This window comes from Actinomyces sp. MRS3W, assembly GCF_032465695.1.
Taxonomy (GTDB): domain Bacteria; phylum Actinomycetota; class Actinomycetes; order Actinomycetales; family Actinomycetaceae; genus Actinomyces.
In genome coordinates this window covers 19,628-40,630 of record NZ_JAWDJJ010000169.1, presented here as the reverse complement: position 1 = coordinate 40,630, position 21,003 = coordinate 19,628, and the positions used below count along the sequence as shown (strand labels likewise).

The 21,003-nt window shown below is 67.5% G+C and carries 15 protein-coding genes and 2 pseudogenes; 14 read left to right on the top strand and 3 right to left on the bottom strand.

Annotated features, from left to right (window positions below; translation table 11 throughout):
• The coding region (locus RWX45_RS06145) for an Ig-like domain-containing protein (RefSeq protein ID WP_316022882.1) at nucleotides 1-2,191 on the top strand (2,191 nt) is incomplete at its 5' end.
• 315 nt (nucleotides 2,192-2,506) lie between these two features.
• Nucleotides 2,507-2,935 (top strand): annotated as a pseudogene (locus RWX45_RS13475) (HNH endonuclease); the annotation flags it as partial.
• Between the two features lie 3 nt (nucleotides 2,936-2,938).
• Here the strand turns inward: RWX45_RS13475 and RWX45_RS06140 are convergent.
• The 3 genes and pseudogenes from RWX45_RS06140 to RWX45_RS13470 form a co-directional block, all read right to left on the bottom strand.
• Entirely contained in the window at nucleotides 2,939-3,433 is a 495-nt protein-coding gene (locus RWX45_RS06140) for an SMP-30/gluconolactonase/LRE family protein (RefSeq protein ID WP_316022881.1), read from the bottom strand.
• A gap of 17 nt (nucleotides 3,434-3,450) precedes the next feature.
• Nucleotides 3,451-3,675, bottom strand: a pseudogene (locus tag RWX45_RS06135) (DUF5926 family protein); the annotation flags it as partial.
• Nucleotides 3,676-3,855, bottom strand: coding sequence for a hypothetical protein (locus RWX45_RS13470; protein WP_410050686.1), 180 nt, complete (start codon nucleotides 3,853-3,855; stop codon nucleotides 3,676-3,678).
• Nucleotides 3,856-4,995: 1,140 nt separating this feature from the next.
• On the opposite strand from RWX45_RS13470, the gene RWX45_RS06130 reads away from it, so the two are divergent.
• From RWX45_RS06130 to RWX45_RS06075, 12 genes are all read left to right on the top strand, one after another.
• A complete protein-coding gene (locus tag RWX45_RS06130) occupies nucleotides 4,996-6,159 on the top strand; it encodes a Gfo/Idh/MocA family oxidoreductase (RefSeq protein ID WP_316022880.1) in 1,164 nt (387 codons plus the stop codon).
• Nucleotides 6,160-6,663: 504 nt separating this feature from the next.
• The gene (locus tag RWX45_RS06125) at nucleotides 6,664-9,414 is read left to right on the top strand and encodes a lysylphosphatidylglycerol synthase transmembrane domain-containing protein (protein WP_316022879.1); all 2,751 of its coding nucleotides are present in this window, start codon (nucleotides 6,664-6,666) and stop codon (nucleotides 9,412-9,414) included.
• A gap of 137 nt (nucleotides 9,415-9,551) precedes the next feature.
• Nucleotides 9,552-9,950, top strand: coding sequence for a hypothetical protein (locus RWX45_RS06120; RefSeq protein ID WP_316022878.1), 399 nt, complete (start codon nucleotides 9,552-9,554; stop codon nucleotides 9,948-9,950).
• A 434-nt stretch (nucleotides 9,951-10,384) separates the two neighbouring features.
• On the top strand, nucleotides 10,385-11,179 hold the full coding sequence (locus RWX45_RS06115) for an ABC transporter ATP-binding protein (protein ID WP_316022877.1): 795 nt from the start codon (nucleotides 10,385-10,387) through the stop codon (nucleotides 11,177-11,179).
• A gap of 274 nt (nucleotides 11,180-11,453) precedes the next feature.
• On the top strand, nucleotides 11,454-12,683 hold the full coding sequence (locus RWX45_RS06110; protein ID WP_316022876.1) for a sensor histidine kinase: 1,230 nt from the start codon (nucleotides 11,454-11,456) through the stop codon (nucleotides 12,681-12,683).
• Nucleotides 12,680-13,357, top strand: coding sequence for a response regulator transcription factor (locus RWX45_RS06105; protein WP_316022875.1), 678 nt, complete (start codon nucleotides 12,680-12,682; stop codon nucleotides 13,355-13,357). Before RWX45_RS06110 ends, RWX45_RS06105 begins: the two co-directional genes overlap by 4 nt.
• Nucleotides 13,358-13,915: 558 nt before the next feature.
• Entirely contained in the window at nucleotides 13,916-14,665 is a 750-nt protein-coding gene (locus RWX45_RS06100) for a class I SAM-dependent methyltransferase (RefSeq protein ID WP_316022874.1), read from the top strand.
• 101 nt (nucleotides 14,666-14,766) lie between these two features.
• Nucleotides 14,767-16,347, top strand: a complete 1,581-nt coding sequence (locus RWX45_RS06095; protein ID WP_316022873.1) for a DUF2079 domain-containing protein — start codon at nucleotides 14,767-14,769, stop codon at nucleotides 16,345-16,347.
• A gap of 218 nt (nucleotides 16,348-16,565) precedes the next feature.
• Nucleotides 16,566-17,111 carry a nodulation protein NfeD gene (locus RWX45_RS06090; RefSeq protein WP_316022872.1) on the top strand — a complete coding sequence of 182 codons (546 nt, stop codon included), beginning with the start codon at nucleotides 16,566-16,568 and terminating at the stop codon, nucleotides 17,109-17,111.
• A gap of 60 nt (nucleotides 17,112-17,171) precedes the next feature.
• A complete protein-coding gene (locus RWX45_RS06085) occupies nucleotides 17,172-18,563 on the top strand; it encodes a flotillin family protein (protein WP_316022871.1) in 1,392 nt (463 codons plus the stop codon).
• A 172-nt stretch (nucleotides 18,564-18,735) separates the two neighbouring features.
• Complete coding sequence (locus RWX45_RS06080) at nucleotides 18,736-19,539, top strand: DsbA family protein (protein ID WP_316022870.1); 804 nt, start codon at nucleotides 18,736-18,738, stop codon at nucleotides 19,537-19,539.
• Between the two features lie 337 nt (nucleotides 19,540-19,876).
• Nucleotides 19,877-20,821 (top strand): ROK family glucokinase, encoded by a 945-nt coding sequence (locus tag RWX45_RS06075; RefSeq protein ID WP_316022869.1) that lies wholly within the window; start codon nucleotides 19,877-19,879, stop codon nucleotides 20,819-20,821.
• The last annotated feature ends 182 nt before the right edge of the window (nucleotides 20,822-21,003 follow it).

Genomic DNA, 21,003 nt, shown 5'->3' with positions numbered 1-21,003 from the left:
GAACTACACCGCGAGCATCGACGCCCGCTTCGAGTCGATCGCTGCCGGCTCCTACGCGGCCCTGGGCATCCGCGACTCCGGAGGACCCTCGTCGCACACGCTCAGCGGCACGCCGTACGCGCTCAGGCTGGGCGTGGACGGCTCGTGGTCGCTGCTCCGGCGCGGCAGCACCGTCGCCTCCGGCGAACTCGCTGACTTCGATGCGAGCGCGTGGCACAACCTATCGGTGACCGGGTCCGGGGCGAGCATCACGGCCGCGGTCGACGGGACGCAGGTGGCGACCTGGACGGACCCCGAGCCCCAGCTCTCCGGGTTCGTCACGCTCGCCTCGTCGTTCTCACACACGCAGTTCGACAACCTGTCGGTGGTGCGCGTCGCGAACCAGCCGGCCTTCTACGGTTCCTACCTCGACAACCTCGAGATGACGAGCCTGGAGGAGGCACCGACGCCCGTGCTCATGTACGACGGGGCGTGGGACCACGCCAACGGCAAGGGCATGTTCGTCTACCAGCGCTCCGAGTCGACGACGGCGAGCGCCGGCGCCTCGCTCAGCCACGCCTTCGACGGAACCGGGCTCGACATCATCGGTGTCAACAACGGCTCCGCCCGTGTGCGCATCGACGTCGACGGCCGCACCATCGTCTCCAACGCGCAGGTCGAGGCGAAGGAGGCCTTCGGGCAGGCCCTGTCGCTGCGCGGCCTGAGCGAGGGCCGGCACGAGGTCACGATCACGCTGCTGGCCGGTGAGCTCACCGTCGACGCCGTCGGCACCGTCTCTGACCGGCCGCGGACCGCTCCCGGCACCGCGGCGCTGGAGGATGCCGTCCGAGACGCCGCCGCCATCGAACGCGACGAGGACTTCACGGACGCGACGTGGGACGTGCTCCAGGCCAACCTCGAGGCGGCCCGCGCCGCGCTGGAGGACCCGGAGGGCTACGGCCTGAGCGTCGAGGGCGCCGCGGCCCTGGTGTCCCGGCTCGAGGCCGCCTCGGCCCCGCTGAGCAGCGAGGTCGTCGCCGTCGACGAGCCCGTCGTCGCCGTCTACGTCGGCCAGACGCCGTCGTTGCCGGGCACCGTCACGGCGACCCTGACCGACGCCAGCACGCGCGAGGTGCCCGTCACCTGGGACGTCAGCGGTGTCGACACCTCGACGCCGTGGGTGACGCACCATGTCACCGGCACCTACGGCTCGGCCACGGTGAGGGGGACGATCGAGGTCGTTCCGCAGGGCACCGTCGCCTTCGCCGACATCGGCGGCACTGAGTCCGGACAGCTCGGGCGCACGTCGCCCACCTGGTCCGCGGTGTCCGAGCTCGTCGGTGACGCGCTCGTCAACGAGGCCCCGGACCAGGTCCACGAGCCGGGCACGTCGTGGGGCTCGTGGGGGCAGGACGCCACAGGCAAGCGCTCGATGAGCTACAAGGGCCTCGTCGACGGCGCCTACGACAAGCTCACGACGACCGGCATGTTCACCGCCAACCAGAAGGGGGCGGAGCTGTCCTACACGGTGACGCTGCCCGCGGGCACGTACACCCTCTGGGCGGGCTCACACAGCTGGTGGCCGTCGAACTCCCGCAGCATGGACGTCGTCTTGCGCTACGACGGTGCCGACCACAAGGTCGACTTCTACACGCTGGACACCTCCTCGGCCTCGCGTCTGCTCGAACACCAAGTGACACTCGCCCAGGAGGGGGAGGTCACGCTCATCCTGCGTGCGACAAACGACCAGTCGCCGATGCTGTCGTGGTTCGCGGCGTCGAAGGCCGGCTCGACCGAGCCGATGCCTGAGCCGACCGACGAGCCGACGGTAGAGCCCACTCTGGAGCCGACAGACGAGCCCACGGCTGAGCCAAGCGATGAGCCCAGCCCGGGGCCGAGTAACGGACCCAGCGATGAGCCCACGACCGAGCCAAGCATCGAGCCGACCGATGCACCCGGCACGGACCCGGGCGACGAACCCGGTGACCCGGCCACCAGCCCCGCGCCGGAGCCGTCGGCCCCAGACGCGAACGGCGACGACACGGACGCCAAGGGATCTGACAAGGAGCAGAGCACGCCCGCTTCAGGTGAGCGTTCCTCGCGCACACCCTCGACCGGACGGTCGTTGGCCCGCACTGGAGCAACGCTCGCGCTCGTGCTGGTGGCGGCGGGCCTGGTGTCCGCCGGTGCACTGACGCGACGCCGTCGCTGACAGGTTCTGAGCACCGGGCCTCCTGACCAGGTGTTCTCAGCTCATCCGACGTGTCCCCACTCCCCACCAAGGGGAGTGGGGACACGTCTGTGCGGTCTCATTCGCGTGGCAGTGACGGGCGAGGGTGGGAGTCGTGAGGTCTGCGCTCGAAGTCCTCGAAGCGGAGTCACAGACGGTCCTCGCCGTGTGCCTGCTGATGCCAACGCAATTGAGGCACCGGAAGCACGATGGCGGTCCGGACGCATAGGACCATCGCCGTAGACTTCAGCTGCTCCCACGCACATATACGCAGATGAACCCGATACCGCTGGAATCATGCGGTACAAACTCGCAAACCCGGCACGGAACAAGACGTGGAGCAATGCCGCGATGCAACGGTGCTTCGATCTCAGGTTGCCCCTCATTTGGATCATCGGATTCGAGACGCACCCGGCTCGTTACTACCTGCGATTCCCCGTCATCATCGAGGAGATCGACCACACGCGCCAGGAAGCCATCCTCACGGTGTCGGATGCGAGCACCGATCTCATCGACCCCACGATTGAACGCATCGATCCACCGATTCGGAGGCGCTACACCGAACGCTGGTCCAAATCACGCATCCATCAGCGCGATTTCCGCGCCCGCGTGGTCAGCGCCTACTCCGAGCACTGCGCCATCTGCCGTCTGCCGCATCTTCGACTGCTCGACGCGGCCCACATCATCCCCGATTCGGATCCCGATGATGTGCCGGAAGTGAGCAATGGGCTATCCCTGTGCAAAGTGCACCATGCCGCCTATGACGCCCACCTGCTCGGCATCGAGGGTGAGTCCGTCCGGGCTACCGTCCTCGCGCGGCACCTCAACGAAGGTATGCCGCTGCCCCAGCCCCGTCGCAGCGTCGTAGTCCATGACGGACACGGCGTGCGAGCGCGTGTCGATCCAGTACTCCCGGCTTCCATCGGGGCTCCAGCCCAGGCCGTTGGCGATCGTCGCCCCACCCCACGCGAGCTCGGGCTGCGCGCCCGGCCCGTCCCAGCGGTACACACCGGCCGCACCGGGCGTCTTCTCCCAGGCCATCGTGCCGATCCAGAAACGCCCGTCGGGGTCGCAGCCGCCCTCGTTCGTGCGCACCTGACCGGCCTCATACAGGTCCACCACCTGCTCAAGGTCGCTGAGGTCCTCCTGCCGCGCCAGCCCGATCCCGTTCTCGAGCGCGACGACCGCGCCACCGCCCACGCGCGGTCGGATGCACGAGGCCACCCAGCTCGGCACAGTCAGGCGACGCCGGAGTGCATCCGCGTCTGAAGCGCGACGAGCACCTCGCCGTCGGCGCGCTTCATCGCCTGGACGAGGTCGGGCAGGAGGGTGACGAGCCGGGCGTCCTGGCCGCCGTGCTCGGCGTCGAGGCGGACGCGTGCGGTGGCCGCCGGGATGATCTGCATCATCGCGACAAGCTCCTCCTCGTTCGCCAGGCCCTCGAAGGGGCGGGCGACGAAGGGGATCTACTTCTTCTTGGGCTTGGCGGGAGCGGCTGACGCAGTGACGCGCTGCTGGCGCTTCTTCTTCGACATGGCGCAAGGGTAGCGGGACAGGCCCCTCCTGGGCCGAGCGATGCCATTGCCGGCCTTGTCGGTACCCCACCCGATGGGCTTCTTCGTGGGGGTCAGAAAGTTGACCTGCACATCGACCAGTGCCCACAGCCGGCTTGAGCACCTCGCGCTCGGCGTCGGCGCCGGTGGCGGTAGCAGCGAGGGCGTAGTGACGCTACCCGGTGGTTGTTCTCGGGGCTCGATGGTGGCCTGGTCGCTGCTCGTGTAGGGCCTGCCGGGGCGGGAGTAGATGTCCAAGTCTGCCGCCCACCCGGTCACCCCGTGGCTGGGTGAACTCGGTTGTCGTTGCCGGTAGTCCATGCCTGTGATGGGCAAGCGGGATGCCCGTCCACAGCCGCGTCCAGGGCGGTTTTGATGTGCTTCTCGGCGCCGCCCGCGGATAGAACGGGTGAAGCCCCCTGCCGGTGAGCATGTCGGTCATGTTCAGGGTCCGGGCGAACTCTCCCTTGGGTACCGGCCCGCAGTGAGCAACGGTGACTGTCCTCGAAGAACCCCGGGGACTGCACGGGCCTCGTCACCAGCCTTGCGAATCCTGACCCGTGTTGCGCAACCGGCGGACCGGCGTTCGTGGCGGTTCTTGCCGCGCAGCTGATCCTTGGCCCTGGCCGGGGCGAGATAGCGGTCAATGGTCGCCGCACTCATAGCCCCCCAACTCGCGCCTAAACTCCTGGCTATAGCGGTCAGCACCGTCCGCGAGCTCGCCAGCGGCCTCCAGCAGATCCAGTAGCAGCGGCATCGATACGCATCGATACTTACCGCATTGCCCGCCACTGGCCACCCACACACGCTGGAGCACCTTCAAAGCATCGTAGGAGCACTTGCGCGCCCTGGCCCGCGGCTCGGTCTTGCCTGCACCAACAGGACGCTTGGCCACCGTCCTCAGGTACCGCCTGGCACCCTCCCGACACCCAGCCGGTAACCGCGCACACCTCATCCAGCATCCGTCCCTTGTCCTTCTTCGACGCCCTGGCATCGGCCCCTGCGTACTTCCTAGTGATCTCAGCCCTGGCCCGCATCGACAACCCACTTCCCATACCCACCACAATCCGCGACTCTCGCGGGCAGCACCCGGATGAGGCACCAGACCCCTTTCGCGGGAATACAAGATGAGTCTCGTCGATTGATTGCAAATGTTCACTTCTGTTGCTATCGTTCATTTCGGAACACACCGTTCAACATGGCCCCGCGCCATCGCTACAGGCAGGAGTGACAATGGCGTCTCGCACCCTCACGATCGCCATGAATGGCATCACCGGACGGATGGGATACCGGCAGCATCTCGTGCGCTCGATCCTGCCGATCCGGGATGACGGTGGTTTGCTGCTCGATGACGGCTCCCGCCTCCAGGTGGAACCAATCCTGGTTGGTCGCAATGCTGACAAGCTCAAGGAGATAGCTGCCCGTCACAGCGTCGAACGCTGGACCACCGATCAGGACGCGATCATCGCCGACCCCGACGTCGACATCTACTTCGACGCTCAAACCACCGCACGTCGATACGCGGCCCTAAGCGCCGCCATCGACGCCGGCAAACACATTTACACCGAGAAACCAACTGCCGAGACCCTCGACCAGGCGGTCGACCTCGCCCGACGTGCCGCCAACACGAACCTCACCATCGGCGTCGTCCATGACAAGCTCTACCTGCCCGGCCTGGTCAAACTACGACGTCTGGTCGACGAGAGCTTCTTCGGTCGTATCCTCTCCCTGCGCGGCGAGTTCGGCTACTGGGTCTTCGAAGGCGACGTACAGCCGGCCCAGCGCCCCTCATGGAACTACCGCAAGCAGGACGGCGGCGGAATGATGGTGGACATGTTCTGCCACTGGAACTACGTCCTGGAAGGTATCCTCGGCAGAGTCAAGAGCGTCTACTCCCAAGCCGTCACCCACATCCCCGTCCGCTGGGACGAGCAGGGTAGGTCCTACCCCGCCACCGCCGACGATGCCGCCTACGCGATCTTCGAGGTCGAGACCCCCGACGGCGACCGAGTCATCGCCCAGCTCAACTCCTCCTGGGCCGTACGTGTCCACCGCAGGGAACTCGTCGAATTTCAGGTCGACGGCACCCACGGGTCCGCTGTCGCCGGGCTCTTCCATTGCGAGTCCCAGCAGCGCGCCAATACGCCGCGAGCCACATGGGATCCGGACATCCCCACCAACCTCGACTTCATGAGCCAGTGGTCTGCGGTACCGGACAATGCCGAACTTGCTAATGGCTTCCGTGCCCAGTGGGAAGAGTTCCTCCGCGACGTTGCCGCTGAGCGCTCGCACCGTTACGACCTGCTCTCCGGGGCGCGCGGTATCCAGCTCGCAGCCCTCGGCGAGCAATCCTCCAATACCGGCCGCAAGCTCACGGTCCCGCAGATCGTCCTTTGACTTATCCGGAGGGCCCTACCTGGCCGGGATACCAATGGCTGGTCCCCCGCAGCGAGCCGAATGCGGCCGCCCACCTGCTCGCCCGCCTGTAGTACGTCTGGGCGCAGCCGGACGGAATCCGTTGGCGCACCGCCCCAGACAAGCAGTTTGGGTCCGGACCCCGTCTCGGGGCCCGGACCCAAACTAACCAAGGAGGTTCAGGGACTAGCCAGCTCGGCTCTTCCGCGCCGACACCTACAAGTCTGCCAGTGGCCAAGGCGCCCGACATCGGCCGATCGGCTAACCGGATCGAACCTCCAACCGGCCGATACGAACCCGTCGATCGGCTACGCACGGGCCTTGCCAGCGCATATTGGGATCCGTCGCACACACCACCGGCCGACGAGCACTCAGTTCACGGTTGTTCTTCACCCGTCATTCCGCGGTCTCCCCGGGTCCGCCTGGTACGCTCGTTGCGCCCCGATCGGGGTCACACGATCCGTAGGCCAACAGGTTGACACCGACATGACTGATGTCTCGCCCCCGGAAAACCCGGAACGCGTCCAGGCGACGTCACCGGTCGGTATTCCGCGCATCGGGGTCACCCCCGCCGTCGACACGTCGGCGCACGCTACCCACGCCCCCGCCACCACCGTCCCCCGTTCGACGACGCTGCTGGTCGACGCCCCCGCGCGCCGCCTGCGCCGCGCCGAGGACCTCCTCGATCTGGCCCTGACCGCGCTCGGCCTCGGCTTCATGCTCATTCTGGCCGCCTACGCCCACGCCACCACCACCGGCGTGACACAGGATGTGCAAAATGCGCTCGCCGTCGTGCTGCGCCGCGTCCTCGTCTTCCCCCTGCAGGCCGTTGAAGGTCTGGTCACCTTCATCGTCCCGGTGGTCATCATCCTGTACAACCTGCTGCGTCGCGCCTGGCGCACGGCGGGCGAGGCACTGCTCGCCGGAGCGGGGGGCTTCGCCCTGGCCTGGCTGTGCCTGCATGCGGTCGACGCGTGGGGACCGAGCACGCTGGCTGCTGGACTGACCGTCACCGCCTCCGGCTCGGCCCGTATCGGCATCTCCACCGTTTTCGCGACTCTGGCGGGTCTGCTCACCGGCGCTGGCGAACGCCGCAGTTCCCCGGTGGTGCGTCACACCTGGACCGCCGTGTGGATCGTCGTCGGCCTGTCCGTGCTGCGCAGTGCCATGACCCTGCCCGGCGCCGTCATCTCCATCCTGCTCGGCCGGCTCGCCGGACTCCTCGTCCGCTATGCCTTCGGCGTCAATGACAACCGCGCCCACGGCGTCGCCCTGGTGCGCGCACTGCGACGCGCCGGTATCGACGCCGTCCGCGTGGTCCGCATGGACCGGGCACCGGACGCCCGTGCCTGGACGGTCCAGACCGAAGCCCCGCTGGGCTACACCGAGCGCGTCCGCGAAACCCCGCTGACCACCCCCACCGCGCTCGACGACGTCGGCGACGGCGACGCCGCTTCGCCGGACGCCCCTCCCGCGCCGGATCCGACCACACCGGTCCCGCCCGAGGACACCTCCACCATGACCCCGGCCGACGACGTCGATCTGGCCGCGGTGCTGGATGAGGCCTCCTCCGCAGCGCTCACCGGAGGGCAGCTGTCCGCTCATCGCCTCTACGCCGTCTGGGATGCCGCCGGGGTGCGCCGCGACGTGACCGTCATGGACTCCGACCGCCAGGTAGCCGGATTCCTCGCCACCATCTGGGACCGCGCCCGCGTCAAGGGGTTGTCGCCCGAGCGGGACATGTCGGTACGCTCCGCCGCCGAGCACGCCGCCCTCATGATGCTCGAGGCAAGCCGCGTCGGCGTGCGCACGCCGTCCCTATTCGGCATGGCCGAGGCCGACGAATCCGTGCTGCTCGTCACCGACCATGTCACCGGCGCCCGCAGCCTCAACGACTTAGATGAGGTCGACGACGACATCCTCACCCAGCTGTGGGATCAGGTGAGCTGCGCGCACACAGCCGGTCTTGCGCATCGCCAAATCGACTCCTCCAGCGTCGTCGTCGACGCCGCCGGACGCGTCTGGCTGCTCGGTTGGGACTCCGGGGAGACCATCTCCTCCGAGCTGTCCCGGCGGGTCGACCTCGCCCAGGCGTTGGCGCTGACCGCCTCCCTCACCGACGTCAAGCGCGCCATCGCCGCCGCCTCCCGTTCGCTGAGCACCCAGCAGCTGGCCTCCATCGCCCCCATGCTGCAGCGGGTCGTCCTGCCGGGCGCCACCCGCGAGGCCATGGGGCGACGCGGCCGCGTGCTACAGGAGCTGCGCGACGCCCTGGTGGACTTGACCCCGACGGCGCATGCGGAGCCGGCCAAACTCACCCGCTTCTCCCCGCGCACCGTCATCATGGCGGTTGTCGGGCTGGTAGCACTGTGGACGCTGCTGGCCCGCATGAACATCGAACAAATCACCGACGCCGTGACGGGCGCGAATATCTGGTGGATTCTGGGCGCACTCGTCTTCTCGCTGGCCACCTACATCGGCGCGGGGCTGGCCCTCGTCGCCTTCAGCCCGGTCAAGCTGTCCGTGTGGAAGTCAACCGAGGTGCATCTGGCCTCCTCGGTGGTCTCGCTGGTCGCACCTGCCGGCGTGGGCGGGGCCGCGATCAACCTGCGCTTCTTGTCACGCAAGGGCGTGCCGACGGCGCTCGGCGTGGCCACCGTCGCCCTGGTCCAAGTGGTCCAGTTCCTCGTCACCGTGGTGCTGCTCATTATCGTGGCCGCCACCACCGGCCAGTCGGCGGGTCTGACGCTGCCGAGCGGCTGGGTGTTGCTCACCGCCGTCATCCTCGTCGCCGTCATCGCCGCTGCCCTCTTCGTCCCGAAGGTACGCACCTGGGTGTGGGCGAAGATCGAGCCGACCTACCGTCAGGTGTGGCCGCGGCTGGTGTGGGTCATGTCCAACCCGGGTCGGCTAGCGCTGGGCATATGCGGCACCCTGCTGCTCACGCTCAGCTACATCCTCTCCTTCGGGGCGAGCCTGTGGGCCTTCGGCCATACCCTGTCCTTCTCGGTGCTGGCAATCACCTACCTGGCGGCCAACACCGTCGGCTCGGTAGTCCCCTCCCCCGGCGGTATCGGACCGGTCGAGGTGGCGCTGACCGCCGGGCTGGTGACGGCGGGCGTGCCCAGCGGCGTGGCCCTGTCGACGGCGATCGTCTACCGCCTGGTCACCTTCTGGATCCCGATCCCCGTGGGGTGGTTGAGCCTGCAGCGGCTGCAGAAGCGCGGCGACCTGTAGGCGGCCGACCGCCCGGCCTGAGGACCGCCGTCATTCCGCGGCGCCTTCAATCCCCCGATCGGCTGACCGATCGACCGATGCGCGGACGTCTGCCGGCGGGAAGGCTGAATTGGACGCCGCCCCGAAGGAGTCCCCTGATGAGCCTGGAAATCATCACCGCCGTGGCTGGCAGTGTCGCCACCGGCATCGTCACGTTCTTCGTTTCCCGCCACCGCTATCGCGATTATCTTATGGCCAAGGCGGCCGTGGGCGGGACCATTACCGACGCCAGGCTGCTCAACACGCTCCGCGCAATCGTCCAGGCCGTCACCACCGCCGCCGTCGGTGCAGGTGTCAGCGTCGTACTTCTGGTCGTCGCCGGGCAGCTCCTCAACCCCCTGCAAGTCATGATCATCTGCGGAGGCATTCTGCTACTCACGGCGGCTCTCGCCTGGGTCTACGGCAGATTCGCGGTGCTCGCCGAGCTAGCCCGTATGCGTCATCTGGAACTCCCTTACGGTTCGTGGGGGCTGTTTCTCGCCAACGGCCACTTCTAGGCTGCCCCGGCTCGATGCCACGGTCGCAGGCCGTGGCAAAGCTCTGTACGCTACCGGCCACGGGCCGGCCCCACCCGCTTCCCCCTCCCACCTCACCCAGGAACATGCATGCTCGCTTCTCGCCCCGTCGGCTGGTCTCTACTCCTCCTGGGAGCCTTTCTCAGCGTCCTCGCCAGCTGCAGGCACCTCCCCTGGCTTTGGTTTGCCGCCATCGCCGTACTAGTTATCTCCGTTGGCATCCTGAGTGTCAGTTTCGTCGGTAGTTCCGCAGCGCTCGACGACGACGCAAGTTCCTGACCCGCCTTTACCGGAGCCCTCTGCCGGAGCCCTCCGCCAACCGGCCAGGCCGCTCGACGGATCCCCGAACCAGCCACCACGTTCACTATTGACGTAAGCAGCCAGCAGGTCCACCGACGCAGCGATAGGACACGCGGATGAGGAAACTACTCACCGTCAGCCATCTCTCTCAGCGGTACGGCCCCATCACCGCCGTCGACAACGTCGGGCTAGCGCTCCAGCCCGGTCAGCGCCTGGGACTGCTCGGACCCCAAAATGCCGGCAAGACCACCGCGCTGCAGGTGATTCAGGGGCTGCTTCGTCCCAGCAAGGGCAAAGTCTCGATTCTGGGATATTCCCCCGCTCAGCTACCGGACGCTGCGCATACGCTGGGCTGCGTCTTCCCCGGCGTCGGCTTACCCCGCAAGCACACGGTGAAGAGCTACCTCATCAACCATCAGCGGACCACAGGCCTCAGTCGCGACGAGATGGCCGCAGCCGTCGAACGCTTCGCACTCGACCCGCTCCTGCAGCGCCGCATCGGATCACTGACGGCGGGCGAGCGCGTGCGCGTTGCACTGGCTACCGCCACGGCTGGATCACCGCGCCTGCTCCTCGTCGATGAGCCGTGCACCGGACTGACCGAGGAAGAAGCGGGGCTCCTCAAGCAGACACTCCGGCAGTATGTCGACGCCGGTGGCGCCCTGCTCATCTCCGGCCATAGTCTCCCGGAAATTGAGGACGTCGTCGACGATATCCTCGTCATCCGACGCCGTTGCCTGTTCTATGGGAGCCTTGACGAACTCAGGCAGTACGGAGACACCCTCAATGACGCCTACTTGCGCCTCCTCCAGCCATACCAAGACGATCGTCACATTCGGCCCCGAACCACGCCTCAGACCAATTATCGGCTCAATTATCACAGCCACACCGCCTGGGGCAGCGCCGCGTGACCTCGATCATCCTCTCTGTGGGCTGCAAATACCGCTTCGCCAACGAAGTCCGGGCACCGTTGACGTGTGCGGCAGCACCTTCATGGAACACGCCTACTGGCTCCATAATTGTCACCTATGCGAGCGTGGTCGTCGTGTCTGATTCCACGCCTCAACGAAGACCGCAACTTCGAATTGGCGGCTACTGTCGTGATTGACCGCGTTGAGCTCGACGCCCTCTTGGCGGGCGCCACTCACGTGATCTGAGTAGCAGGGACGAGAAAGGGGGACCGCGGTGCTGGGCGATGTCATCGCCTCCCTGACGGCACGCGCGCGCGCTGCCCTGCGGCGCCCACCCACACCCCTGACTAACCAGCGCATTTACGTGGTCATCGGGGTGCTCGTTGGCCTGGGGAATATTGCCAGCAACTACGTCATCAACGGGATGCCACGGCCCATCGACCTCATCTTCATGGTGGTGGCGTTGGTTCTGCTCGCACTCATCCCACTGCGCCCCATTCCCGGCACCGCGGCGTACCTCGCGTGCTGGACCATGCTGCTGCTCCTCCCCACGACAGACCCGGCGGATATGACCGTCACCAATCTGGCCTTTCTGTTCTTCCTGGGGAGGTTCTTCTCGGCCTGGCCCGCTTTCTCTCTATTCCTCATCATGCTGTTCATCCAGCTCGTCCTGGTGGCGACTGCGGGAGCCTCATCCGGCGACATTGCGAATGCACTGGGGGCGATGTGGTTCACCGCGCTAGTGGGAGCACTACTGGTTCCGCTCGGCGCACTCGTGCGCTTCATCGAGGCCTCCCGCCTAACCGAGGCAGAGCAGGCGGACGCGAACCTGGAGGAGATGCGCCTAGAGATCGCCCGGGAGATGCATGATCTCGTGGCCTACTCCATGTCACAGACCGCCCTGCGCGCCCAACGCGCCGCTGCCGATCTCTCCTATCCGGCACGGGCCCGCGATGAGTTCACCGCCCTCGAGGCCACCGCCTCCGACGCGCTCCACGAGTTGCGTCTGCTGCTGCGCACCCTGCGTCAGCCCTCCTCCGAAAAGGAGCAGCCCATTTCCATGGCAACGGGCTTGGGCAGCGTGGTCACCGATCTCAAAACCGCCGTCAGCGCTATCACCGCCGACGTGTCCTCCGCCGGGTTCGATATCACCTATCGCCACCTGGGGGAGGCCAGCCCCAACCGGCTCCAGGCCAGCACTCTCTCCCGCGTCGCCCGGGAGATGGGCGCCAATATCATCCGCCACGGCGACCCCGATGCGCCGGCCACCATGACACTGTCCCTGGGGCCAGACGTCATCCGCCTTGTCGCCACCAACGGCATTCGTGACACCAGCGCCCACCTACCCCGCTCGGGGACCGGCATTCTGGGTATGCGCGAGCGCCTGGCCACCATCGGCGGCACCCTCACCACCCTGTCCGACGAAGGCACCTGGATGGTCACCGCAACCGTTCCTGTCGTCGAGCCTCGCACCGCTCCCCTGCCTCCGAAGGAAGAATCATGATTCACGTCGGCCTGGTCGACGACGACGCCCTCGTCCGCCGCACGCTCACCGATCTGCTCAGCACGACCGAAGACATTCGCGTCGCCTGGGTCGCGCGCGACGGCCAGGAGGCCTTGGACATACTCCGCTCCGAAACACCGGAGTCGAGCGTGCAGGTACTGCTGCTTGACGTGCAGATGCCGCGCCTTGACGGCGTTGAACTGGCCGAGATCCTGCACCGCGAGCGCCCTGAGCTCGCCATACTGGTGTTGACGACCTTTGTCGCGGACTCGGTGGTCGATCGGGCATTGGCGGCCGGAGTGCGCGGATTCATTGCCAAAGAGGATCCGGTGGAAAGCCTGGCAGCCACCATCCGCCATGTGGAGGCCGGCAACATGGTGCTCTCCCCAACCTCGTCCGCCATCATCACCGGCAGGCCGGGTCGGGACAAGACCGCAGTGGCTCCACCGGAGTCGAGCAAACCGAACCCGCTACCTCCTCACGTTGCTCTCTCCCCGCGAGAGCTGGAGGTGCTCACCCTCATGACGGAGGCGCTCACCAATAAGCAGATCGCGCGCCGACTGGGCGTGAGCGAGGCGACCGTCAAAACCCACGTCTCCACTCTCATCGCCAAGCTCGGGGTGCAGGATCGCGTGGGAGCGGTCGTTCACGCACTGCGCTCCGGCCTGGTATGAGCCTCCGCCGATCGACCTAGCCACTCGGTGGATACCGTCTCCCACGAAATGCGGAAGCATAGAAATACCTGTTGCGACGCGTCGCAACACCTCATCCCACAGAAAGAGACTGTCGTGAACCTCGTTGACGTTGCAAGCATTTACTATTCCTACAACCCGATGGTTGTCTTCTTCGGTTACAAGTGGAACCCGATCTGGTCCCGCTGAAGCTCGACCCAACCGGTTAACGGCGCGGCTCCGGTCAACCCGGAGGCGCGCCGTTTACATCACCCGCCGCACGCTTCATCGCAAGGCCTATCTCACCCGATCGATCCCACCGACCGGCCGATTGTCAGCGCCTTGCGTGCGAGTGAAATACAGAAGCTAAATCGGGAGGCCTCCGCGCCGCCCGCCCGCGCCCATCCCGGTGCGCGGTCGCTCATCGGCGCCACGCCGATTCGTATCGGAGATAAATCCATGAACCACGACACCACAACGCCCCGGTGCCACCGGCCAAAACCGCAAGCCGCTCACGCACGCCTTGCGGAACAACCGATCACAGCGGGCAGGTGAGGAGTCGTGATCAGTACGGCGTTCTCCGCCACCCCTGCCCACAACAACCACCCGGGCATCCCCTCCTCCCCACTCACCCTCTGCGATGACCGGGAAATCCAATCCGTCCTGGACCTCCTCACGTTCATCCAGGAGCCAGAACTCACCGATCTGCGCGTACTGGAACTGGCCTGCGGCCTCGGCCCGGTCACGCTCCCTATGGCCGCTGCCGGCCACCGGATTCTGGCGACGGATCTGCATGTCGACACGCTGGGCATGCTCTCCACCCGGCTTGATGGGCTCTGTCCCATCCGACCCGACATTGCGGATCGGGTCGAGATCGGCCAGGCGGATATGACGGACTTCCACCTCGAAGAGCGGTTCAAGGCTGTCTGTATCCCGGACGGGGCCATCACCACCCTCGACCCTGAGCAGCGGCGTCAGGCCATACACCTGGCCGTGGCACACCTCGCCCCCGGCGGTCGGCTCATTCTGTCCGCCGAGCATGTGCGTCCCGAGGCACCGTCCCAGGCCAGCTTCACCGCACGTCCGGGAATCGTTCTCACAGAACAGATCGACCACTCGCACCACCGCCGTCGAGTCACCCTCACGCGGGGCCAAGAGACGCGCACCAGCGACCTCTTCCTGGTCACGCCCCAGGATCTTCTGCGCGATTTCGAGGACTGCGGCATGACGGTCGACTATCGGCATTTCATTCCGGATGCGCGCCGACCCCACCACACCAATATCGTCTTCGGCACCCTCAAACCCCGCTGAGCCCCTGCCCGTGCCGTCGGGGTCTATCCGAAGCGACGGCCACATCCAGCACACCACCCGGTTGAGCAATCCGGCGCCCGCGGCTCGGTAGGCTCACGGCGATGACCGCTTCGCCGTCCCCCCCTGACCGTTCGCCGCGACCCGTGCCGGACCGCCTGCTCGATCTCCTGCCGGCGGCGCTTGCCGTCGTCGTCGGGGCCGCCGTCACGATCGTCTACTCCGTGGGCCAGTGGCGGTCCATGCAGGTGCCCAGCTGGGACCTGGCAATCTTCTCCGAACTGGCCAAGGCGTACTCCAACCTGGAGGCATCGATCGTGCCGATCAAGGGCGAGGGCTACAACCTGCTGGGCGATCACTTCCACCCGCTGCTCGTCCTGCTGGGCCCGGTGTGGCGCCTATTCCCCACACCATTGGCCCTGCTGGTCGTGCAGGATCTCCTCCTGGCCATCTCAGCTTGGCCCCTGACCCGTCTGGCGACCCGCCTGCTCAGCCGCCCGGTGGCAGCGGCGCTGGGCGTGTTCTATGTGCTGTCCTGGGGCATGCAGGGCGCGGTGGCCGCACAGTTCCACGAAATCGCCTTCGCGGTGCCGCTGCTGGCCTGGGCCTCAGCCGCCTTCGTCGAGCAACGCTGGCGGACCTGCGCCCTGTGGCTGGCACCGCTGGTCCTGGTCAAGGAGGATCTGGGGCTGACGGTGTTGATGGCGGGCCTGGCCATCGCGCTGCGCGGTGTCCAAGGTGCCGCGCAGCAGCCCTCCCGCCGCGGACCGGCCTGGTGGCGCCGACTGACCACCATCCAGTTGGGCCTGGGGCTGGCCCTGTTCGGTGTCGCAGCCTTCCTGCTCACCGTGCTCATCATCCTGCCGGTCCTCAGCCCCTCCGGGACCTGGGAGTACGGCCTGTCCGGCGACGGCGATTCCACCGGCCTGCTCGCCCGGCTCATCTCCCCCGAGGTCAAGCTCGCAACCCTGGGCATGCTGGCCTTGACCGCCGGGCTCATCGGGCTGGCCTCCCCGTGGATGGCGCTGGTGCTGCCGACGCTCGCGTGGCGGTTCCTGTCCAGCAAGGAGTTCTACTGGGAGTGGAAGAACTGGCACTACAACGCGGTCCTCATCCCGATCGCGCTGGGAGCCCTGCTCGACGTCGTCGCCCGCCTCAAGGCGCGCCGCTCCGCATCCGCCTCGTCTGCGCCGGGACAGGCACAGTCACCCCCCTCGGCGTCGGCCGCCCGGGCGCAGCCGGAGCCCGCCCCGACGCCGTCGGGCTGGCTGGCAGCGCCGGTGTGGGCACGGTGGGCGGTGGCCCTCGGGGTCGGCATGCCGCTGCTGGCCGGGGTGGCCACGGCCACCGAATTGCCCTTGTGGAGCATGACGCAGCCCGGCTACGGCGCCGTCTCCCCGCGCGCCGACGCCGCCGCCGAAGTCATGGAGCTCATTCCCGAGGGGGCGAGTGTGGAGACCGACCTGGGCCTGCTCGCCTACCTGGTTCCGGATCACACCGTCTACTGGGTCGGCACCGCCGCCGTCGACACCGACTACGTCGTCGTTGACGCCTCCTCCTCGGCCTGGGGTGGCAATCCTCCGGCCGACGCCGCCAGCTGGGCGACCGAGCAGTCGACCACCGGCGCGACCTACCGCCTCGTGCTCGACACCGGCGGCTACCAGGTGGCGCAGCGGGTCTCCTGACCGCCCGCCGCGGCACCCGTCGAGCACGCGGGTAGACCGGCAGGGTCCGCGGTGGGACCTCAGTGCGCCAGGCGTCGGGTGAGCGCATGGGCAGCACTACCCATCACCGACCGGACCGGCTCGTGGGACAGCCATAGCTACCTCACACGCGGCATGTCACAATTCGCATGTCACCAAGTTGGGAGCCAGGCGGCTCACCGCGGCCCAGAAAGGCGAACATGTCCTTCTTCATGTGGTGCGCCGTCATCGGCTGCGGCGCCCTGGCTCTCTCGCTTCTCCTCGACGGCCTGTTCGACGGTCTGGATGATCTGCTGTTCGACGGTTCCCTGCCGGTGCTGGCCTGCGCCCTGGGCGTCTTCGGCGCCGTCGGCATGGGCGTGCAGGCGCTGGCGGGTGAACGCCTGTCGACGGCGGTGCTCATCGGGGTGCCGCTCGTATTCGCCCTCGCGGCCGGGGCCGGTACGCGTGCCGTCTGGGTGCGGCTGCGCCGCTCCATGCCGCGCAACGCCATCCCGCTGACCGCCGGCGAGCTCGTCGGCAGTGAAGTGCGTGTGGCGTGGTGGAAGGACGGCCGCGGCGAGGTCATCGCCACCTCCCGCGGACACCAAATGACCCTGCCCGCCCGCTCCGACGATCCCCTGCGAGGCGGCGGCGTCGCCTGGGTGGTGGATGCGGCCGCGGATGACACGCTCGTCGTCGGCCGCCTCGACCCGCCCGAGTCGTCACCGCGGGTCTCGGACCGGCCGGACGCGCCCACCGAATAGCCGGGCCACCCGCCCCATATTCCTCCCCATCAACCGAAGTATTCCCAAGGAAAGAAAGCCATGCTCTACGCCATTATCGCCGTCGTCGTCCTGGCACTGCTGCTAGGCGCCTACATGCTGTCTCGGGTCGTCGTCGTGCCCTCCAACCTGACCGGCCTGGTATCCGGCTCCTCCCGCAATGGGGAGGTCAAGATCATCCGCCCCGGTGGGCGCGACTTCGTGCTGCCGATCATTCAGTCGATCCAGTACCTGCCCTTCACCCAGAACACCATCGGCTTCCAGGTGACCGCCGAGGACGAGAACAAGATCAACGTCTCCGTCTCCGCCGTCGCCGCCGTGAAGGTCGGTGACTCCGACCAGCAGGTGCGGGCCGCCGCCAAGCGCTTCCTGGGCAAGCCGAACACCGACCAGGCGATCGCCGACTCCTCCCGCGACGCCCTGATCGGCTCGCTGCGCTCCATCATCGGCCACATGACCGTCACCGACCTGATCTCCGACCGCGACGCCCTCCAGCAGAACGTGTTCGACGACGCCAAGTCGGTCATGGCCAACATGGGGCTGGAGATCGACGTACTGCAGATCTCCGAGATCACCGACGCCTCCGGCTACATCGACTCCCTGGGCGTGCCCGAGCAGCAGCGCGTCGCCAAGGACGCCCGCGTTGCCCGCGCCAATGCCGAGCGGGAGGCCAAGGACGCCGAGGTGTCCTCGCGCCAGCAGATCGCCGAGCGGGAGCGCGACCTGGCCCTGCGCCAGGCCGAGCTCAAGGCGGAGACCGACAAGGCCCAGGCGGAGGCCGACTCCGCCGGGCCCCTGGCCCGCGCCGCCAAGAAGCGCGAGATCGCCGTCATCGAGCAGGAGGCCGCCGAGGCCAAGGCCGCCCTGACCGAGCGCGAACTGGACTCCACCGTCCGCAAGCCCGCCGACGCCGCCCGCTACCAGCGCGAGCAGGAGGCCGAGGCCGCCAAGGCCGAGTCGATCCGCAAGGCCGAGGCCGAGGCCGAGCGCACCCGCCTGGACGCCGAGGCGCAGGCGCAGGCCACCGTCGCCCGCGCCGAGGCCCAGGCTCGCGCCACCGCCGCGCAGGCCCAGGCCGAGGCGGAGGCGATCGCCGCCCGCGGTCGCGCCGAGGCCGAGGCCGTGCGCGCCGCCGGTGAGGCCGAGGCGAAGGCGATGAGCGACAAGGCCGACGCCCTGGCGAAGTACGGGCGGGCCGCCACCCAGCAGATGATCCTGGACAAGGCGCCGGAGATCGCCCGCGCCCTGGCCGAGCCGCTGGGCAGCATCAAGGACATGTCGATCATCTCCACCGAGGGCGCCTCCGCGCTGCCCAAGGCCGTGGCCGGCAACGTCGAACAGCTCGACGCCATCATGCGCTCGTTGACGGGCACCAGCCTCACCGACATGATGCGCGGCCGCGGCGGCGACGACTCTCCCAAGACCGACGCCTAGCTCCGCTCCCGCCGCCCCTCACCGAAACCGGCACTTGTAACGTGCCGAGACCGGCACTCATGACGTATCGAAACCGGTCGATATGACGATCGGTTTCGATATGTCATAGCTTCCTGCCCGTTTCCCCTGTTCCCATAGGCGGCGACGGTAGCGGCTCTGGCACACTGCATCCATGACCTCACCCACGCCCGGCACCGCACCGGGCCCGCAGCGCCCTGTATCTCGCAGCAACCCGATCATCGTCGCCCTGCTCATTGCCATTGCCATCCTGCTCACCATCATTGCCATCATGCTGGTGGTGCGGCCGGGGCACTCAGACGCCGGAGCCTCGCCAACGCCGTCGTCGGACCCGACGGCGAGTGCGGCAGCCAGCGCGAATCCCACCTCCGCGCCGTCGCAAACCGACGCCGAACTGCTGAAGATCCTGCGCGGCGAGGTCGCCCGCGACTCCGACGATGCCCGCGCCAAGGGCGACGTCGACGCACCGGTGGTCATGGTCGTCTACTCCGACTTCGCCTGCCCCTACTGCACCCTGTTTGCGCAGGAGGTGGAACCGAACCTCGACGGCCTCATTGAGGACGGCACCCTGCGGGTGGAGTGGCGTGATTTGGCGCAGATCACGCAGACCTCGCCGCTGGCGGCTCAGGCCGGTGTCGCCGCCGGCAATCAGGGGAAGTTCTGGGAATTCCACGACGCCGTCTACGCCGCCGCTGATCCGAACGACCACCCGGAGTACACCGAGGAGTCCCTGGTTGCCTTCGCCGAGCAGGCGGGCGTGGCCGACATCGAGCAATTCCGCACCGACATGAATGACGCGGCCACCGTGCAGGCTGTTGCGGACGCGAAGCAGCACGCCTACGACCTCGGCATCACGGGCACGCCCTTCTTCATCATCAACGATGCCTACATTTCCGGGTACGCACCCACAGATTATGTGCGCAACACCATCCTCGAGCAGGCGGCCGCAGCCCAGTAACCGGTAGCACTGCGCGGCGCGCAGAGACAGGTAATCGCAACGACTGACCTCGGCGACTGAGCCAAACCGAGCCAACCAGTTGCGGTGCGTCATCAGTGTCGGTTTCGACGTGTCACTTGTGCCGGTCTCGGTGAGGGGCGGGCAGGCTTGCGCTCGGGACGGGCGGATGTTGGCCCGGTCCACAGTTGGCCTGGCCCGTGGCGACTGACACAATAGGCCCGTTGATCCCCGCGCCGCCGACACAAGTCGGCTGCGGCAAGTGGGCACCGTCGCCCTCGTGTGACGGTGAGGCACCCACACACATTGCAAGAACGTGAAAAGAACAAGGAGAGCACCCATGGCACTGAGCATCGGCGTCGATGTGGGCGGAACGAAGATCGCAGCGGGCGTCGTCGACGAAGACGGCAAGGTCCTGGCCACCGCGCGACGTGACTCCCCCGCCACCAGCCGCGAGGCCATCTTCACCACCATTGCGGATGTCGCGAACGAACTGGCCGCGCAGTACGACGTCGAGACCATCGGCGTGGGTGCAGCCGGCTTCACCTCCTCCGACCGCAACACCATGGTCTACGGCACCAACCTCGATTGGACCGGCGCCCGCATCGCCGACGAAATCTCCGCCCGTACCGGCAAGAAAGTCGTCGTCGAGAACGACGCCAACGCGGCCGGCTGGGCCGAGGCCCGCTTCGGCGGCGGCAAGGGTGCCAAGAACGTCCTCGTGGTCACGCTCGGCACCGGAGTCGGGGGCGCCGTCATTATCGACGGCCACCTCGTGCGCGGCGCCGCCGGCTTCGCCGCGGAAATCGGCCACATCAACGTCGTCCCGGACGGCCGCCCCTGCGGCTGCGGCCAGCGCGGCTGCCTGGAGCGCTACGGCTCCGGCACGGCACTGGGCGTCAACGGGTGGGAACTGGCCAAGTTCCAGCCCGACTACGCCGCCCGCATCATTGAGCTGTCCGGTGGGGATCAGAACAAGATCTCCGGCAAGGCCGTCACCGCGGCCGCCCGCGAGGGCGACCCCGCCGCCCTGGAGTGCTACGACCGTCTGGGCAGTTCCCTCGGCCTGGGGCTTGCCGACCTGTGCGCGGTCCTCGACCCCGAGGTCATCGTGCTCACCGGCGGCCTGACCGAGGCCGGCGACATCCTGCTGAACCCGGTGCGCGCCAGCTTCGACGAACACCTAACCGCACGCGCCCACCGCCCGGAGATCCCCATCGTCATCTCCACCTCGGGTCAGGAGGCGGGGCTCATCGGCGCCGCCGACCTCGCCCGCCAGGACTGACCTCGCAAGCACTCCGCTCGACGGCGCCGCGCCTTGCCGAATACGACTCTTCCCTCCTCAAGCCTCCGCTCTGCCGCAAGGTTTGAGGAGGGAAAGGCCGTAGAGCCACACCGGTACGTCACTTGTGCCGGTTTCGGCACGTCATTAGTGCCGGTTTCGGCACGTCATTAGTGCCGGTTTCG

Bases quoted from the DNA above. Each gene is read 5' to 3' on its own strand.
- RWX45_RS06085 (WP_316022871.1), top strand. From the start codon at position 17,172: ATGCTCTACGCCATTATCGCCGTCGTCGTCCTGGCACTGCTGCTAGGC.
- RWX45_RS06125 (WP_316022879.1), top strand. From the start codon at position 6,664: ATGACTGATGTCTCGCCCCCGGAAAACCCGGAACGCGTCCAGGCGACG.
- RWX45_RS06130 (WP_316022880.1), top strand. From the start codon at position 4,996: ATGGCGTCTCGCACCCTCACGATCGCCATGAATGGCATCACCGGACGG.
- RWX45_RS06080 (WP_316022870.1), top strand. From the start codon at position 18,736: ATGACCTCACCCACGCCCGGCACCGCACCGGGCCCGCAGCGCCCTGTA.
- RWX45_RS06115 (WP_316022877.1), top strand. From the start codon at position 10,385: ATGAGGAAACTACTCACCGTCAGCCATCTCTCTCAGCGGTACGGCCCC.
- RWX45_RS06095 (WP_316022873.1), top strand. From the start codon at position 14,767: ATGACCGCTTCGCCGTCCCCCCCTGACCGTTCGCCGCGACCCGTGCCG.
- RWX45_RS06120 (WP_316022878.1), top strand. From the start codon at position 9,552: ATGAGCCTGGAAATCATCACCGCCGTGGCTGGCAGTGTCGCCACCGGC.
- RWX45_RS06105 (WP_316022875.1), top strand. From the start codon at position 12,680: ATGATTCACGTCGGCCTGGTCGACGACGACGCCCTCGTCCGCCGCACG.
- RWX45_RS06075 (WP_316022869.1), top strand. From the start codon at position 19,877: ATGGCACTGAGCATCGGCGTCGATGTGGGCGGAACGAAGATCGCAGCG.
- RWX45_RS06090 (WP_316022872.1), top strand. From the start codon at position 16,566: ATGTCCTTCTTCATGTGGTGCGCCGTCATCGGCTGCGGCGCCCTGGCT.